Source organism: Cerasicoccus arenae, from assembly GCF_014651635.1.
In the GTDB taxonomy this organism is placed as follows: Bacteria; Verrucomicrobiota; Verrucomicrobiia; order Opitutales; family Cerasicoccaceae; genus Cerasicoccus; species Cerasicoccus arenae.
The window spans coordinates 1-15,749 of record NZ_BMXG01000003.1; the positions used below are offsets into that span (position 1 = coordinate 1).

The 15,749-nt window shown below is 52.6% G+C and carries 17 protein-coding genes, 1 tRNA gene, 1 other RNA gene and 2 pseudogenes; 13 read left to right on the forward strand and 8 right to left on the reverse strand.

Annotated elements, in window-relative coordinates:
• From IE065_RS02870 to IE065_RS02880, 3 genes and pseudogenes are all read left to right on the forward strand, one after another.
• On the forward strand, positions 1-279 hold a 279-nt coding region (locus IE065_RS02870; RefSeq protein ID WP_189511642.1), incomplete at its 5' end, for a transposase.
• Entirely contained in the window at positions 276-725 is a 450-nt protein-coding gene (locus IE065_RS02875) for a hypothetical protein (RefSeq protein ID WP_189511644.1), read from the forward strand. The genes IE065_RS02870 and IE065_RS02875, both read left to right, overlap by 4 nt.
• A gap of 107 nt (positions 726-832) precedes the next feature.
• Positions 833-1,498, forward strand: a pseudogene (locus IE065_RS02880) (transposase).
• Between the two features lie 23 nt (positions 1,499-1,521).
• On the opposite strand, the gene IE065_RS02885 reads toward IE065_RS02880, so the two are convergent.
• Positions 1,522-2,193 carry a carbonic anhydrase gene (locus IE065_RS02885; protein ID WP_189511646.1) on the reverse strand — a complete coding sequence of 224 codons (672 nt, stop codon included), beginning with the start codon at positions 2,191-2,193 and terminating at the stop codon, positions 1,522-1,524.
• 73 nt (positions 2,194-2,266) lie between these two features.
• Here IE065_RS02885 and xpt point away from each other — a divergent pair, with 73 nt between their 5' ends.
• Positions 2,267-2,860: a xanthine phosphoribosyltransferase gene (xpt, locus tag IE065_RS02890; protein WP_189511648.1), complete on the forward strand. Its 594-nt coding sequence runs from the start codon at positions 2,267-2,269 to the stop codon at positions 2,858-2,860.
• Between the two features lie 204 nt (positions 2,861-3,064).
• Positions 3,065-3,742 (forward strand): zinc metallopeptidase, encoded by a 678-nt coding sequence (locus IE065_RS02895; RefSeq protein WP_189511650.1) that lies wholly within the window; start codon positions 3,065-3,067, stop codon positions 3,740-3,742.
• On the opposite strand, the gene IE065_RS02900 is transcribed toward IE065_RS02895, so the two are convergent.
• From IE065_RS02900 to ffs, 4 genes are all read right to left on the reverse strand, one after another.
• A complete protein-coding gene (locus tag IE065_RS02900) occupies positions 3,695-5,212 on the reverse strand; it encodes a sodium:solute symporter family protein (protein WP_189511654.1) in 1,518 nt (505 codons plus the stop codon). The genes IE065_RS02895 and IE065_RS02900 overlap by 48 nt on opposite strands.
• The gene (locus IE065_RS02905) at positions 5,209-5,415 is read right to left on the reverse strand and encodes a hypothetical protein (protein WP_189511656.1); all 207 of its coding nucleotides are present in this window, start codon (positions 5,413-5,415) and stop codon (positions 5,209-5,211) included. The genes IE065_RS02900 and IE065_RS02905 overlap by 4 nt, the downstream gene beginning before the upstream one ends.
• 221 nt (positions 5,416-5,636) lie before the next feature.
• Complete coding sequence (locus tag IE065_RS02910; protein ID WP_189511658.1) at positions 5,637-7,325, reverse strand: tetratricopeptide repeat protein; 1,689 nt, start codon at positions 7,323-7,325, stop codon at positions 5,637-5,639.
• Positions 7,326-7,371: 46 nt separating this feature from the next.
• An RNA gene (gene ffs / locus IE065_RS02915) (signal recognition particle sRNA small type) lies at positions 7,372-7,470 on the reverse strand.
• Positions 7,471-7,647: 177 nt separating this feature from the next.
• Here ffs and IE065_RS02920 point away from each other — a divergent pair.
• From IE065_RS02920 to IE065_RS02940, 5 genes are all read left to right on the forward strand, one after another.
• A complete protein-coding gene (locus IE065_RS02920) occupies positions 7,648-8,079 on the forward strand; it encodes a hypothetical protein (protein ID WP_189511660.1) in 432 nt (143 codons plus the stop codon).
• A gap of 39 nt (positions 8,080-8,118) precedes the next feature.
• Entirely contained in the window at positions 8,119-8,259 is a 141-nt protein-coding gene (locus IE065_RS02925) for a hypothetical protein (RefSeq protein WP_189511662.1), read from the forward strand.
• On the forward strand, positions 8,259-9,380 hold the full coding sequence (gene aroC / locus IE065_RS02930) for a chorismate synthase (RefSeq protein ID WP_189511664.1): 1,122 nt from the start codon (positions 8,259-8,261) through the stop codon (positions 9,378-9,380). The genes IE065_RS02925 and aroC overlap by 1 nt, the downstream gene beginning before the upstream one ends.
• Before the next feature lie 96 nt (positions 9,381-9,476).
• Positions 9,477-10,235, forward strand: a complete 759-nt coding sequence (locus tag IE065_RS02935) for a hypothetical protein (RefSeq protein WP_189511666.1) — start codon at positions 9,477-9,479, stop codon at positions 10,233-10,235.
• A 69-nt stretch (positions 10,236-10,304) separates the two neighbouring features.
• A tRNA-Leu gene (locus IE065_RS02940) sits at positions 10,305-10,389 on the forward strand.
• A 280-nt stretch (positions 10,390-10,669) separates the two neighbouring features.
• On the opposite strand, the pseudogene IE065_RS18335 reads toward IE065_RS02940, so the two are convergent.
• Together IE065_RS18335 and IE065_RS02950 are read right to left on the reverse strand one after the other, a co-directional pair.
• Positions 10,670-11,647 (reverse strand): annotated as a pseudogene (locus IE065_RS18335) (tyrosine-type recombinase/integrase); the annotation flags it as partial.
• A 145-nt stretch (positions 11,648-11,792) separates the two neighbouring features.
• Positions 11,793-12,350 carry a hypothetical protein gene (locus tag IE065_RS02950; RefSeq protein ID WP_189511668.1) on the reverse strand — a complete coding sequence of 186 codons (558 nt, stop codon included), beginning with the start codon at positions 12,348-12,350 and terminating at the stop codon, positions 11,793-11,795.
• A gap of 269 nt (positions 12,351-12,619) precedes the next feature.
• On the opposite strand from IE065_RS02950, the gene IE065_RS02955 reads away from it, so the two are divergent.
• The 3 genes from IE065_RS02955 (at position 12,620) to IE065_RS02965 (ending at position 15,133) form a co-directional block, all read left to right on the forward strand.
• Positions 12,620-13,471: an ArdC family protein gene (locus tag IE065_RS02955; protein WP_189511670.1), complete on the forward strand. Its 852-nt coding sequence runs from the start codon at positions 12,620-12,622 to the stop codon at positions 13,469-13,471.
• Between the two features lie 126 nt (positions 13,472-13,597).
• Complete coding sequence (locus IE065_RS02960; RefSeq protein ID WP_200163381.1) at positions 13,598-13,846, forward strand: hypothetical protein; 249 nt, start codon at positions 13,598-13,600, stop codon at positions 13,844-13,846.
• 93 nt (positions 13,847-13,939) lie between these two features.
• A complete protein-coding gene (locus tag IE065_RS02965) occupies positions 13,940-15,133 on the forward strand; it encodes a hypothetical protein (protein ID WP_189511674.1) in 1,194 nt (397 codons plus the stop codon).
• Here the strand turns inward: IE065_RS02965 and IE065_RS02970 are convergent.
• On the reverse strand, positions 15,130-15,678 hold the full coding sequence (locus IE065_RS02970) for a hypothetical protein (RefSeq protein WP_189511675.1): 549 nt from the start codon (positions 15,676-15,678) through the stop codon (positions 15,130-15,132). The two genes, IE065_RS02965 and IE065_RS02970, sit on opposite strands and share 4 nt — an antisense overlap.
• Positions 15,679-15,749 lie beyond the last annotated feature (71 nt).

The window sequence follows — 15,749 nt, forward strand, 5'->3', positions numbered from 1 at the left end:
CTCGTGGACACGCTAGGGCTGGTGTTGTTGGCGGTCGTCCACCCAGCGAACATTCAGGACCGTGATGGCGCAAAGCTTTTGCTCGGTCTCTTGGCCAAGCGCTTTGGATGGCTCAAAATCATTTGGGCCGATGGTGGCTATGCAGGAAAGCTCATTGATTGGGCCGCGCAAATAAAACGTCACCGCAAAATAAATCTGCACATCGTCAAACGCTCAGATACCGCCGGCAGGTTCGAGATACTGCCCAAGCGTTGGATCGTCGAAAGAACATTTGGGTGACGGTACATACTGACAATTCAGGGCAACCGGACATCAAGCTGGGGCTGGAAGTTGAAATCCCCAAATTTCTTGCTATCAAACCGAGTTTGCTCGTCTGGAACCAGGAAGACGGGCTGACAACTAAAACGGTCAAGCTCGATCCAGAAGATGACTCAGTGGTCATTGAGGTGGTGCGGTGTGATTCCGAGGATTTCTCCGTGGAGCTAGTGAGGACGGAAGATTCCTCCGGTTGTGAACTGTTGGTTGCTCCTCTGGGACTTGAGACTGGCTCACATGCGGTGATCCGTATCGCTGCGCAGTCTCTAAAGGAGGGGGCGCGAAGACGTTCTTCGCGCATGCTCTCATTCGCTAAAATGTATAATAAGGTGACTTCGATTAACGGGGTGTTTCTAGTCGATAGGTTTCGCGGTAACTACTTCACTTCATATCTGGCACAAACTGGCTAATTTCGGTGTTACCCACACGTTTCCCCATCGATTCTTGTTTTATTTTGGGACTGAGCTAGGGCCTGTTCAGTTAAATTAGTTTAGCCATTGAGATGATAACTACTGTAGTGGAATTAAGCGAAGAACACTACGAACTAATGTCTGATTGATTTCCGAAGCCGCGTGGGAGCTTGCGCTACAGCAATTTGGAAGTAATTAACGCAATCCTTTACATAGCCGAAAACGTAGCGAAGTGGCGTCGACTTCCAGAGCGCTTTGGTCGGTTGGCACACGATCTATTCGCGGATGCGCGCCTGGGCTGACAGCGGTGTTCTGGCACGTGTTTTTGAGGCGTTGCAACAAAAGCAACTTATCCATTTCAAGATCACGGTGGGTTCGCTGGACAGCACTTCGATCAAAGTGCTGTCCGATGGCTTGTGCCTCTCGCCGAGATAAAACAGAAGGACGAAACCTGCTCAAACAGTGGGCCACAGGGCGTCCTCAATCTCTGAAAGCCATTATTCATGGATCGCGCTTACAAGGGGGACGAGACTCGCCAACTCGTCTTCGATTTGAGACTGGAGTCAGTCGTGCCGCCCAAAATGAATCGGCTCAATAAATGGGAGTATGATCGTGAACTATACAAACGACGCAACGAGGTTGAGCGATTCTTCCGAAGACTCAAAGGATTCCGCAGGATCTTCTCTCGTTTCGAAAAACTGGACACTCATGTTCACCGTGTTATTCTCGTTGCGCTAATCTTCGATGCGCCCATTTACCTGAACACGCCCTAGTAAAAGTCTTAAGTGTTGCCTGCTTAGTTTGCGTCGAGGATCTCGACCTTGCCAGAGTCTAGGTGGTAGACGCCGCCAACGACGGTCAACTTACCTTCAGCCACAGCCTTGGAGAGAATTGTGCCAGCCATCTTTACCGACTGAGTGGCGTAGGCGACGTTTTCGTCAATGGCATGTTCCATTGTCACTGGGCCTTTGGCGCTCGCAATGGCGACGGCTGGTTCAATGCTATCGAGCAGGGAGTCGATACGGCCTGGGAATGTGGCGTTGTCTTTATAAGCCTGAATGCCTGCGTCTACCGCACCACAGCTTTCATGGCCGAGTACGATGACTAAAGGACAGCCGAGAACTGCCACGGCGTATTCCATGCTGGCCTGACCTTCGAGAGTCAGTGTATTGCCCGCTACGCGGACAACAAACAAATCGCCCACACCCGCATCAAACAAAATTTCTGGGGCAACGCGGGAGTCCGAGCAGCTCAAGACAATCGCCATTGGGCGTTGACTGGTTGCGGTCTTGGCACGGGCGGCTTTATCGCGGTCGGGATTTTTTTCTTCACCCTTGGTAAAGCGTTCATTGCCGTCCATCAACTGCTTGAGGGCAGCGGCACCGTCAATGTTTGTCAGGGTGGTTTCACGACGGGTTTGGGCACTAACGGACAATGCAGCTAGTACTAAAATAGATGCGTGACACATCCAACGAGATAAAGAACTTTTGTGAGTAGGCATAAAAATAATCTGCTACTAATGAGTTCAATATACAACATTAATGATAAACGCCGTAGAATATATTCGCCACTTCATTTCCGCCGAGGGTCGCAACCTCGGTAATGGCATTTTGAAGGTCGACGCTTTGCTCAACCACCAGATCCTGCCCGAGGTTATGCAGGCCTTCGGTCAAGAATTCGCGCGTCGTTTTGCATCGCAACGCGTCACCCGAATCCTCACGGCAGAAATCTCCGGCATCGCACCAGCAGTGATGACTGGTCTGGCGCTGAATGTGCCCGTAGTCTATGCGCGCAAGAAACGCCCGGTAACCATGTCGGGGCCTGTTTACTTGGCTGAAGCCGCGAGTCGCACCAAAGGGGGGACTAATGAGCTAGTCGTGTCAGCGGAGTTTCTATTGGCAGGCGATCGTGTGTTGGTGATCGATGATTTTCTGGCCCGTGGGCAAACGTCAGCCGCGCTATTGAATCTGGTGCGTGAGGCGGGCGCGACGCCAGTGGGCTTGGGTTGCGTGGTGGAGAAAGCCTTCGAGGGTGGCCGCGCCTATTTACACGCAAACGGCTTTGCCGAGGTCTCCGTTGAGTCGTTGGCGAGCATTCTCAGCATGGACGATGGTAAAATTGTGCTGGCAGACTAAGCTTATGATTGGAACAAAATGTCCCACTCGCACGTCTCAATGAGACAGAACGGCCGGGCATGAATCGCGCTGCCGCTTCGACGAGAAACCGCGCTGTCCGCTTGCTATCTGGCCTGGTAGGGTAATGGTTTGGTCGGCTTGAATTGGAACTGCACCTGCTGATTCATTTCCAAACAATTTATCATTTTCCAATCAGACAATACCATGGGACTATTTATACTTTTGATCGTGCCGACGATGCTCCTCGGCCTATGGGCACAGCATCGCGTCAGTAGCACTTACAACAAATGGAAGCGCGTGCCGACACGCAGTCGTATTACGGGTGCGGAAGCCGCGTCTGCCGTCATGCGCAATGCCGGCATTTATGATGTAGATATCGTTGAGATCAGTGGCCACTTGACTGACCACTATGACCCCGCTCATAAGCGCTTGGCGCTCTCAAGTGAGAACTATCGTGGCAACAGTCTTGCGGCAGTGGGCGTTGCCGCGCACGAGGCTGGCCACGCGATCCAGCACAAAGTTGGCTATAAGGCGTTGGAAATGCGGATGAGCCTCAACGGGATCACTGGCATTGCCTCCAAAGTGTTGCCCTTCATGATTTTTGGCAGCCTCTTCCTACCGTTTCTCGCCGCGAACATGGTTGGCATCAAAGTCGCCATCATTTGCTATGCGATAATCGCGTTGTTTCAATTCATCACGCTGCCCGTAGAGTTTGACGCCAGCAAGCGTGCGCGTGTGCAACTTGCGAACTTAGGCATTGTTGGGCAGGATGAGTTGCCTGGCGTCGTCAAGACGCTCAATGCTGCTGGCTTCACCTACGTTGCCGCCTTCGTTTTAACCTTGGCTAACTTGCTTTACTGGGTTGCTGTTTCGCGCCGCTAAGCAATTGCCGATCCAGACCAACGCAAAGTTTAGCAACACGCCCCAGAGGCCTGCATGGATGTGAAACGGTTTTCCGGGGATGGCGTTGTCGGTCACAATGCTGCCAACTTGGAAGATCAGCGTAAAAATCGTTCCCGCCAAAAAGCCCGCCAACACTGGGCCCGCGCGTAGCTTTTTAAAATGCAGGCCGCAGATGAGCGCGGGTGCGGTTTGGGCGAGGAGCTCGGTCTTGATCTCAATCAGTTTCCAAATGCTTTGCGGCAGCTCGGTGGCCAACAAGACGCAGATGATCATGACCCCGGTTGAGATTACTTTGCCAAGCAAAGTAAGTTTTTTCTGATCGTCGGTTTTAAACAGTGGGCGGAAGAAATCCTGCGTGGCCGATGAAGCAATTGCGAGGAGGATGCTGTCGGCGGTTGACATTATGGCGGCAATCACTGCGGCAACGAATACGAACACGACCCATTTGGCCGCCGGGTGAGAAGCTGCGTAATCACCGAGCACCAGCATCGTGATACCCCCGCTGGATTGGGTGTCGAGGCCAGGGTGGGCGATGTTGCCCAGCACGCCAATCGTGACCATAAGCAACGTGGTGACGAGCGGCATGAAGACCATGACCTGCAAGGAACGTCGCAGTACCTTGGGGCTTTTCGCCGCGTAGATGCGTTGGATCGCCTGCGGATAAAGTGAGAATCCCAAAGAAATGATCAGCGCCGACGAGACCCAGCCAACACAGCTCATCGTGGAAAGCGGTTCCCAGAAATCAGGTCGCACGTCGTGTAATTTATCCGCCGCGCCGGACACTCCACCAAGGTTTGATAACGTGGCGGTGAAGATGATCGTGCAACCGATCAGCAACAGTAGCCCCTGCAAGACATCCGTCCAGGCGACACTGCGTAAGCCGCCCAGTGTTTCGTAAATCAGAATGATCACCACTAGAATTAGGATGCCTTGCGTTGGCGTCAGGTAATCGCCCGCCACGACGGCCGTCATTTCCCCCATGGCCTTGAGGTTGGTGATCATGAAATTGCCCAGCGCGACGATTCCCGAAAGCGCGATCAGGCTGGTCAGCCATCGGTGATTGTAGCGCCGCTGGATGTAGTCACCCAGCGTGATGAAATCCCCCTCACGGGAAAGGCGTTGCAGCTTGGGCGCATAGAGCAGGTAGAAGCCGATGCCCGCCATCATGAAGGGCAGGCTCACGAGGACTTCGAAGCCGGATCGATAGGCTTTTCCTGCGTAGCCGATTAGGGTGTTACCGCTGTATTGAGTCGCATAGAGAGTCATCAGCAAAACGAAAAAACCAAGGCTGCGCCCGCCGAGGAAGAAGTCTCCGAGGGAATTTTCCTTGCGCGCAAAGCGTCCGGCCAGACCAAAGGCAATCATGAGGCCCAAGTAAATTGCGACCACGATAATGCCGCCCGCGCCAAAGGGGGAGTCAGCCTCAGTGGTTATGGCGAGGTACGTCATTCAACGCCCTCCTGGCCACCCGCTCGATTCCATAACCGTCCGTAGCTGATGGCGACGAAGATTGCGTAAACCACCGATGCAGCCACGCTGTAAATGACCCACAGCGGCAGCCCGGCAACCATGGTTTCCTGGCCAACGGCGAGAAATATCCATGGGGCGGTCAGCGTGATCAGTAGGAGATGGCCGATGAGATAGCGGAGCATGGCGATATACGTGATGTCAGTGAATCAATCAGACTGAAATAGGTTGGTGTAAGCATCATCTTGCCTCCGTGCAAAGCGAATCTAAATCCAGCAGTAAGCTACTCTATGCACCTAACGCCCCCCCCCCCCGGGTGGTGGTGTAAACCACAATTGGCTCATCTTTTCAGTTTGTGCAATTTGACCGATGGCGCACTCCTCGCCCTACCGTTGAAAGCCGTTCGTTAGCGGTCTGATTTACGCAGATCTTCGTCGGTCAATTTGATGCCCTGAAGTTTTTCGTCACCGATCAGACTTTGGAGGTCATTGGTCTCAGGCTTGTCGCCAACTAGGCGACTTTGCAGCGGATCGCTATGAATACGCTGATTTTGGTATCCGTCAGATTTAACTGATGCAATTGTTTGGCGAGAATGCATGTCGGATTCCGATTGTTCCTTGAGGACCGTTTTACGCAGCTCGGAGAGTGATTGGCTGAAGGGAAATTCGGTGAGTCCCGCATTGAGGGCCAATTCCGCTGTGTCGTAAGCACCAATCTTACGCATCGCTTCCCCAGCTTCCCAATAGATTTCCATATTCAATCGGTTCGTTTCAAGGTATTTGACCAAGGTGGCGTATTCACCAGCGCTGCGCGCAATGGCTGCATTGAGTATGTGGTCATAGGCTTTAAAGATGCTCGCGGCAGCAGGATCTTTCGGTGCCGCAGGGCTTAGCTTATCCATCTCAGCTTTGGCCTTTGCAAATTTGCCTTCGGTCATCAGTGCCTGGACGTAATAGAACCAGATGGAGCCTACTAGCTCAGGCGCATCCGTGCGGGCGCTACCAATCACCCGCATTACTCGGGTAGAGTCCGGCAGATCCGTCAGCTGGCCCGCTAGGCCTGTGAGGGCCGAGCCGTTGCGTCGATGAACTGCCAAGTAAAGGTCGATCAGGGAATCTGCTGCCGCTTCATCACCTTGATTCAGGAGCAGCATAACTGCGTCCAAATGAGAGCGCCAGGCGTTGGGGTGGTCGCGGAATAAGCGATGAAAGATACGTCGGGCACCGGCATCATCATCTTGAGCTTGTAGTAAGTAGCCTTTGATAAGGACCAAATTGGGCGCTGCCGCTACCTCTTCCGGTAGGCTTTCCATATATTGAGTGGCGTCGTCGTAAGAACCCATCCTCAAGTAGGCGAAGAGGATCGAGTCATGATACTGCTGGCTGAGCTCTTCTTCGTTGAGCCGCTCAGACGTTTCAATGACCCCGGCGTAGTCTCGCTCGACGATTTGAGCACGGAGGAGCAAATTCATCAAAGCCACCCGTGAAGCTTTATTGCTAGCAACTTCAGGGTACCTTAAAATTGTGGGAATGGCCTTCAGCAAGGCTGGGTTGTTATCCGTATGCTGGGTTAACGCTAGTAACTGGTTGATGTAATTCGGATCATTGGGGAACCCGTAATCCAGCCCTTCAACCAGCAAGTCAGTGGCCTCGACCATAAAACCAGCGGCCACGAAGAATTGCGAAAGCTCCAAGCGTGCTTGGAGATCGTCGGGCAGGCGCCTTATACCTGAACGGTATTTATAGAAGGCATCCATGACCTGACCATTCTTCAAATTGTCGCGGGCCTGTAGGATTTGCGTCTTTCCTTGCTTTTTGACGAGACCCCGCATGTCGACCGGTGCCAGAAGGATATCCGCATAAGTGATTTGATTATGAGGCATCTTCGACCGCCAGAGATACAGCCCCAGCCCGCCCAAAAAATAGAGAGCCAGAAATGCAAACCCCGCGAAAAACACGCCTCGCAACAAATTAATCTCTATTGTCAGGGCTTGATTGTGCTTTCTTCGACCAATGCGGACCCGAAAAAAATTCCCGCAACGCCGTAAGCTGCTAAGCCAGGATTCGGATCCGACTAGGACAATTTGTAAACTCATTGGACGGGAGGTTCTTCCCACTAGCAGTGGGAAGAGGAAAATAAAAAGTGGCCAGGCACCCTGCGGCACACGTGAATCCTAGCTGCCCTTGCTTCCTTCCGGATCTGGGGGGATTCACCGGTTCGACGTTGCACAGGACCCGGCCATCGACAAGACCACGGTAGCAGCGCCCCAATTTCAACACTTTTCTTCACCTGATGACAGGCTGAATATTAGCTTGCGCCGTGTCGCGACTCGCTTTTGTATATTACACACTATGCTGGGAAACTATAAGATTGTTGCCGGCGCCATAGCTGGCGTTGTGCTTTTATCAGGTTGCGCCATGAATGATCGGGGTATCCTCCGACCAGATGAGCATCTTGATGCCACATGGAATGGTGACGTGAACAAGACGGACGCGATGCAGCGTTTTCTATACAACACCAATCAGTTCTTTGTGAACGACGGCATCCAGTTCCATGATCATGTCCAGAAGGACATGGGCCTGAATGCTGGTGAAACTTGGTACCCAACGGAAGAAATGGCCAATGGCGAAGTTCCGTTCTACCCGCCTTGTAAGACGGTAGCCGATCCAGAGCCCGATCCAGCCAAGGTTGAGAGCATGGTAGAATACACCGCACCAGAGCCAGTCGCCAAGCCTGGATCGACATCTGTCCCCGCGACTAAGTCGGCACCAGTTCCTAAGAGCATGCCTGAGCCTGGCGCTGGAACGATCGACTACAAGATGCTCCAACGCAGCATCAAGACGCAATAAGCGCTTGATTACGTGGACATTCTGCAATCCAATTGGCCTATGAAGCCATTGGCAGTTCTTCTTATTTTACTCGCTAGCATGCTAGTCGGGTGTGAATCCACGACGACGTCGGTCAACGACGGCTTTGGTATGGATTTCTCCGAAACCGGCGACGCGGACCAAGCGAAAGTGATAGACTAATGGGAAGCGTCTTCGGCTCTCTCTTCCGCATTGCGACTTGGGGCGAAAGCCACGGCGGCGGCATTGGCGTCGTTGTCGACGGATGCCCCCCCCGGCTGCCTCTTAGTGAGGCAGATATCCAGTTCGAACTGGATCGTCGTCGCCCCGGCCAGAGTGATATTACCACGCCACGTAAGGAAACGGATACCGCGACCATCGTGTCTGGCGTCTACGAAGGCCTCACCTTAGGCACCCCAATTGCGATCACCGTGCCAAATGCCGACCATCGCCCAGAGGCTTACGCCGAGATGAAGTCGAAGTTCCGCCCCTCCCACGCGGATTACACCTATCAGTCAAAATACGGCATTCGTAACCACGAAGGCGGTGGCCGCTCTTCTGCTCGAGAGACCATTGGTCGCGTCGCTGCAGGAGCAATCGCCAAGAAAATCCTTCGGCTTGGATCGAAAAGCCCGGTTGAGATTTGCGCTTACATTGAGCGCGTCCACAACATTACCATTCCCGGCCAAGACGGCCCCAACGGTCCTAATTTGGCATTTCCGACACTAGAAGAAGTCGAGGCCACTGCTGTGCGTTGCCCCGACTCTGATACGGCGGAAAAAATGATCGCACGCATTAAGGAAGCACGTAACGAAGGCGACAGTGTTGGCGGCGTTATTTGCTGTCGCGTGCGAGGACTCCCCCCCGGTCTGGGCGTCCCGGTTTTCGACCGCCTGGAGGCAGATTTGGCTAAGGCAATGCTCTCGCTCCCAGCGACGAAAGGCTTCGAGGTTGGTAGCGGCTTTGGCAGCGTCGGTTTGACTGGCCGTGAGCACAACGATCGATTTATCAATCGGGGAGGGGAGATTCACACGGAAACTAATCGCTCTGGTGGCGTCCAAGGCGGCATCAGCAATGGCGAGGAACTTTATTTCCGCATCGCCTTCAAGCCGACCGCTACGATTATCCAAAATCAGGCAACGGTTGATCTGCAAGGCCAAGAAACCGAACTAATGGGCCGCGGGCGACATGATCCTTGCGTTGTCCCGCGTGCAGTGCCGATTGTCGAGTCCATGACTGCGCTGGTCCTCGTCGATCACTGGATGCGCCAGGAAGCGCAATGTGGCACTTTTTCCTTCGCATAAAATAAATACGGATGTGGCCGCTCAATTTAGGAAATTCTACAGCGAACCACGCGAATAATTCTTGGTAAATTCAGCACCTCGCTTAAAAGTAATTCCATGGCCGACGTTTATTTAATTCTCGGGGCGGAAGGTGCTGGTCGCCGTGAAGTCGTACGCGATTTAATTGAAGGTGGGTTCGCGGATGACGAAATCGTCGCCGTGGGCCACTGTGAAACGGAACCGGATTCCCCCGCCGATGAACAATTGGCTGCCCGCGCCACCAACCGGATCTTTGCCTACGCCACGCTTGCGCAGTCCAGCATTCCTGAAGATGCGGAGACGGCCTTTCTCATCGCCCCCGGTCGCGGTAACCCAATTGATGCAGTGGAGGACTTTAGCGAGTGGTTGAGCCGCACTGGTCACACGCTGGCGCGTATTGTTACGGTGGTCCATTGTATGCTTGTTTCCGCGAACCCGAAGCTCGAACTCTGGCATCGGGCATGCATTCATTTCTCCGATGCGGTATTACTCAATCGCCGGCTTGATGTGCCCAATAAGTGGCTCAGCGACTTCCGCCTTGCCTACGAACAGGAACGCTTTCCTTGTCTTTTTGAACTCGTAAAAAAAGGCCGAGTTGCCAACCCAGCCTTGATCCTTGAGCCCCAGCCCCGCCGCCTTTCACTGGCTTTTGATGACGATATTGACCCAGTTGACCTAATCGATTTTGACGAAGATGATTTACCTGAAGAAACCATTGATTTGACACGCCCATTGGACCCTTGGTTTGTTCGTTTACCCAGTGGTCAGCGCGAGCGGCATTTAGTCGACATTGCTAGATTTCTCCCTGAGTCCAATTCGCCCCCCCCCCCCTTGTAAGGCTACGATATTTACGAAACCGCACTTGACACGGCCCATTCGTGGCTTTGAATACATCTCTTCACTCTTGCTCAGGTGGTGGAATTGGCAGACACGCTGTCTTCAGGTGGCAGTGCCTTCGGGTGTGCGGGTTCGACTCCCGCCCTGAGTACCATTTGTCCCCCCGTGCCAACAGGTGCCAAAGCGGGACTAAGTGGATGATAAACAAGGATTTCAGGAATTGAAATGTCCTCGTATTCTTTGTCAAACTGTGACAGAGAAAGACCCCAAAAGTCTGTGTTTTGTGGGTCTATTTGTGGGTCATCTTCCACGGTTGGTTTGCAATCGTTTTGGTGCCAGCCAATCGAGGCAACCGCATCAAAAGTGGGCAGTTGCGTGGCATCTGTATAGATCATGGCAGTCAGCTTGGGGTCACTGTGGCGCATGAGTTCTTGAGCCAATCGTTGAGACACCTGACTTTTTGCGAGCTTGGTGGCGAAGGTGTAGCGCAAAGCGTGGAAATCAACTTTACGTCCCAACGCGTCGATGCGGGCGATTCCGGCCCTCTCTAGATGACGGCGAAATTGCGCGTCTGGCTGCTTGATAATGGTAAAGACCGGTTCATCCATCTGGGGATTTTTTGGCCAGACTTTATTGAATTCCTCGACGAGTAAGGGATGGAGGGGGACCAAGGCGTCCTTGCGGTTTTTGGTCGTGATCGCTCTGGCCTTGATGTGGGGGCGCTCGCGATCAAAGACCACATCGGCGCGTAACACTTGACGCAGTTCCCCTAAACGGAGTCCGGTGTAAGCGGCTGTCAAGTAGAGGAGACGGTTGCTGCCCGCTATGGCCAAAAGCTTCTGTAACTCATCGTCGGTAAAGGCGCGGCGCTTGGCCTGTTTCCCCCGTGTATCGACTTTCTTGATCGTATCGAGGGGATTGTCGGTGATGCGGCCTTGATCCTTCAGCCAATTCATCAGCGAATGAGCGGCGCTCAGGTAGTCGTTGAGTGTTTTGGGCTTTAAATCGGCTTGGGCGCTACGCCATTGCGTGAAGTTATTAGCAGTGACATCGCTGAGCCTTGTCCATCCTTCGTCGCTGATTAAGCGTTTAAAACGCCGCCGAAGTAAGTCGATGTGCTTATCGGTTCGCCCAATGGCCCGCAAATCGGCTAGGAAATCTTTAACGTGGGATTCTAATGATTTCTCGGCTGAATCACGCTGGAGTTTGGGCGCAATGATGCCGACGCGCTCTTGTTCCAATTCTTTGATGATCTCGGCGAGCCTCTTTTCGGCGACCTGCTTATCAGTTGTCCTGAGAGCGATTTCGGTGACGGCGAAGTCGCCATCGAGTCGGTAGCGCCCCCGGTAGTTGCGGCTGACAATTGTTTTGCCGTTCTTCTTGCGTTTGGGTTTGTAAACGTGGGAAATCATGTGAGTTAAGCGTTTGGATTGATGATGATGTTTTGTTGGCCGTGATGCAATTCCGCATTGCTCAAGTGAGCAACTTAATGCATCTGTTTCACTATCAACTACGTATGTCGCCTTGGAATAATCCGAATGGATTTCGAGTAATTGGTTACCGGGATCGACTGGTCTGGATTCTGGGATGTTGGGGTAAGGAAATCTTCATCAATTTAAGTGCCTGATGAGCAATCTCAATGGCGCGTGGATCAGGGCGGTAAAATACGTTGAGAGGTAGCTTCTTGCTCCAGAGTGTATTTGGTGGCTCGGGAGTGCGCCATTTGAGGCCACAAGTCATCTGGGAAAATTGCTCTTTCAGAAATCGAGTAGTGAAATCGATGGTTTCGCCCGTGTCCTGGAGCTTTACCCATACATGCATTTCGGGGAGGTTTCCCGTTGCCATGGCTAATAAGCTCAGCGGGTGTTCGGGCTCAAATTCGTAGGAAAAATGGGTGGGGCTGATACCATCGTCAAGGTGAGTTGGCGTGATGGGCCAATTCAGCGTTCCGGCTTGAAGCGTAGGATTTAGGCCAGCGTCATGGAGCGCATGCATTGCGGCGGCGGCCCAGTAGAGGCATACTCGGGGATTCCTAGTCGATACATCAGGGAATAGCCGCTCAAAGGCGGCTTCGGTACGTAGGGATAGCAGTGGCTTATTGATCGGGTGCTTCACCCGCCATTTATAGCGGGATCATTCGGGGACTGCAATGGGTGAATACTATAGCGAGTAGAAGGGATTCGACTAAGGGGCGCTGCCCCTAGCGCGATGCAAGGGTGTCCCCAACTTTCCGCGCTTCCGTTTCACTCCCGCTTGTGCAAGCCGGGTGATCCCCCTCCCTGGCATCTTGCCTCCCCGTTCTCGCCGAAGGGCAAGGTTCGCAGCGGCGAACCCTCCTCAAACTGAGGGGGGAGGACCGCAGAACCAAACCCAACAAGCGAGAAATGATGAAATCGACACCTTATGAAAAAGTGACTGAACGCATTCTTAAACTAATGGAAGAGGGCGTTTGCCCATGGAAACGCCCCTGGAACCGGAGTTGCCTCAGGGCTCAGAATTTTCTGAGTCGCAACGAGTATCGCGGCATCAATCTGTTTCTACTAGAGGCTATGGCCTTTGAAAGCCCGTATTTCTTGACCTTCAAACAGTCCAAGGAATTGGGGGGAACCGTCAAGAAAGGCGAAAAGGGCTTGCCAGTTGTCTATTGGGGACAGAAGCAGATGGAGAACGAAAATGACCCCGATGCAGAGACCAAGCGCATTCGCTTTTTGCGTTCCTACACGGTCTTTAATGCCCGACAAATTGACGGGATAGAATTTCCGGCACAGGCAATTCCTGAGTCAGTGGAATTCTCGCCGATTGAAAAGGCGACTGCCATTATTGAAGGATGGCGAACCGGCCCGGCCATCGAACATGGATTTCGAGCCGCTGCATATTGCCCAACCAGTGACCGGGTGACCATGCCGCGTCCGGAGTCCTTTCATGGTGCTGAGGAATATTACTCCACTTTGTTCCATGAACTGGGGCATGCGACTGGCATTCAAAAGCGGCTTAATCGGGATTTGACCGGTTTCTTTGGTTCACAGTCATATGGGCGTGAGGAGTTGGTGGCTGAAATGGCCTCAGCGTTTCTCTGCGCCGAGTGTGGAATCGATAACAGTGTTATCGAGAACCAAGCCGCTTATCTGGAGGGATGGACGCGGGCGATTAAGTCTGATTCCCGTCTGGTGGTTATTGCCGCCGCACAGGCCAGCAAGGCTGCCGCCATGATTACCGGTGCGGAATCCATAAATTAGTCACTACGCCCGGTCACCCGCTTCGGTGGCCGGGCTTTTATTGGATGACGATAGTATGGGAGAGGTTTCTGTCCCCAGTAAAACCGGCTATAGGCTAGGTTTCACTTGAAACGAAAGGAACGCACTATGCCTGCCAAGAAATCCACTCCTAAAACGACCGACAAAACCACCGCCCCAGATAAAAACGGCAATGGGCGTCAACCCGACTATTATATTTATCAGAGTGAAGAACTCGCGCCGGATAAGACCCGCTTAATTCAGCTAGGCGCTGCTTGGAATCACGTTAATGGGAACGGGTTGAGTATTAAACTCGATGCACTTCCGATTCGTAAATTCGACGGTCAATTGGTCGCCTTTCCAGCCAGAGAACGATAGACTATACTTCTTCTCATGTCTGCCGGGATCGTTGGATCCCGGCTTTTTTTGTCTGGGCCGGAAATTTTCTTTTCACTACACGTAATTAATAATATGAATGATCCATATTATGACCCTGAGCAGGAAAACCGCCTGAGACAGGCTAAAACCATTATCGAAAGCTTGATGAGCGCAAGTGATCAAGATCGAGAGGAGGAACGTGGCGAAGAGGCAGCGTCACGATGGGGGCAGCGTGATTACCGTCATTATGCGGAGGAACCAGCTGCTATGGAAAAGGCGGAGGCTCGAATGGTTCGAGAATTGGCCGAGTATTTAGAGCAGAAGAATGATATTGGCCGCCGAACGAATAAAGGATCTATCGTGGTGGAAAACGCCGAAGAGGCGAAGAAGATCAATGAGAAGGTTCGTGAGCACCTGCAAATGCTCGGCGGTTTGGACACCAAGGAAAAAACGGTAACTTGGGATGAGCGGAAACTTTGGACCCCAGCCGAGAAATCCAATCCCGAAATGTACTCTGATGTTGATAAGCGTATGGAAGTTCGGTTCACCCGGGATGTTGATAAATTCCGTGAAGGCGAACGGGCGCAAATCATCGGTCCCGCCCCTAAGGTTGAGGGTAACGGAAAAGACGTCTTGTTGCGGGGCGAAGATCAGACTATCGGAGAGTTGCCACTGGATCGTGCGGATTCTTTCGAAATATTCGAGCGACAATCTCTTACAGTGGCCAAAGGCGAACAGTTGCGTATTGACCGGGATTCAACGCATGTGCGCAACACGAGCTCGTACAGTTATCTTTCGGGAGGAAGAGATCATCGTCTCGACCGGGTGGAGTTTCGGCAAAATGAAATTAGTAGGGTGGATGGTATGGTTCCAGATACCACGGACGTGAACATGGGAGCCAAAGAGGCAATGCTGGGCCGAGGGGAATTTAGTTACGCCTACGCGATTACGCCGGACCAACTGCCTGACCACAAGCTCGGCAAAGTTTTTCTGGCGAGTGAAAAGCTGCGTGATGATGACCGACTGAAAGCCTATGCAGAAAAGTATCCCGACGCCATTCACGAATTAAAGATGACGGACCAGGAACGGGAGTCAGGCTTTTCAAAACCTGAGCGACACGCACACTTGAAGCGGGAGGGTGAAGCAAAAACCGTCTCCCTTAGCCAAGAAGAAAGGGATTACAGTTACTTGGATTGTCCTGATCATCTCCGGGAACATTTGCGTCCACCCTTTGAGCAAGATCGGGATGATGAGCGTGATCGAGATGGACCGGAAATGGAAATTTAAGCGACCTGCCGATAAATGGCCAACCGGGGTTCCTCTTGAATGAGTTGTTCGTTCGCGTTATAGCGGGCATTGTCTCGCGCTACAGGGTTCAATCCGCCAAGCTTATCCAACAACACGCTAGCAGCAGCCTGTTGACTGAGGGTTCCTTGTTTACGTTCTCCGTAGCGAAAGTACAGGCGTTCTGTAATGACACCCAGTGCTATCGCGTACGCATTGGGGCGAGAGGTATACATCACTGGATTCCAGATTGACGGTGCGACTGCAGTATGCTCAGCGCCGTCAAAGGTAAGCATCCAATTCATGGCCCAATGTTGAAATTGGCCTTCGGCCACGGTGATGGAAGCCGTTGCGCCTTCGCACTCCACATGCAGAAGTGTCTCGGCGTTAACGAACATACCGTGCTTGTCGATTTTAGGACTATCCAGATGCAGCCCCCATAAGCGAGCGGCGTGAATCATGCCATCAAGCTCAGTTCCGTAAATATCTAGGATAGCTTTGATCCGTCCCTCATGACTGAGTGTAACAACTTCATTAGGATGAAGCATGACAATCCCCTTTCTCAAAATGTCATTACATTTACTATAGAACATTTGGCCATCCAGGTCAATAGGCTCGA

Excerpts from the sequence above, each read along its gene's own strand:
- IE065_RS02885 (WP_189511646.1), bottom strand. The coding sequence starts at position 2,193 with ATGTGTCACGCATCTATTTTAGTACTAGCTGCATTGTCCGTTAGTGCC.
- xpt (WP_189511648.1), top strand. The coding sequence starts at position 2,267 with ATGATAAACGCCGTAGAATATATTCGCCACTTCATTTCCGCCGAGGGT.
- IE065_RS02895 (WP_189511650.1), top strand. The coding sequence starts at position 3,065 with ATGGGACTATTTATACTTTTGATCGTGCCGACGATGCTCCTCGGCCTA.
- IE065_RS02900 (WP_189511654.1), bottom strand. The coding sequence starts at position 5,212 with ATGACGTACCTCGCCATAACCACTGAGGCTGACTCCCCCTTTGGCGCG.
- IE065_RS02905 (WP_189511656.1), bottom strand. The coding sequence starts at position 5,415 with ATGCTCCGCTATCTCATCGGCCATCTCCTACTGATCACGCTGACCGCC.
- IE065_RS02910 (WP_189511658.1), bottom strand. The coding sequence starts at position 7,325 with ATGAGTTTACAAATTGTCCTAGTCGGATCCGAATCCTGGCTTAGCAGC.
- IE065_RS02920 (WP_189511660.1), top strand. The coding sequence starts at position 7,648 with ATGAATGATCGGGGTATCCTCCGACCAGATGAGCATCTTGATGCCACA.
- IE065_RS02925 (WP_189511662.1), top strand. The coding sequence starts at position 8,119 with ATGAAGCCATTGGCAGTTCTTCTTATTTTACTCGCTAGCATGCTAGTC.
- aroC (WP_189511664.1), top strand. The coding sequence starts at position 8,259 with ATGGGAAGCGTCTTCGGCTCTCTCTTCCGCATTGCGACTTGGGGCGAA.
- IE065_RS02935 (WP_189511666.1), top strand. The coding sequence starts at position 9,477 with ATGGCCGACGTTTATTTAATTCTCGGGGCGGAAGGTGCTGGTCGCCGT.
- IE065_RS02955 (WP_189511670.1), top strand. The coding sequence starts at position 12,620 with ATGATGAAATCGACACCTTATGAAAAAGTGACTGAACGCATTCTTAAA.
- IE065_RS02960 (WP_200163381.1), top strand. The coding sequence starts at position 13,598 with ATGCCTGCCAAGAAATCCACTCCTAAAACGACCGACAAAACCACCGCC.
- IE065_RS02965 (WP_189511674.1), top strand. The coding sequence starts at position 13,940 with ATGAATGATCCATATTATGACCCTGAGCAGGAAAACCGCCTGAGACAG.
- IE065_RS02970 (WP_189511675.1), bottom strand. The coding sequence starts at position 15,678 with ATGCTTCATCCTAATGAAGTTGTTACACTCAGTCATGAGGGACGGATC.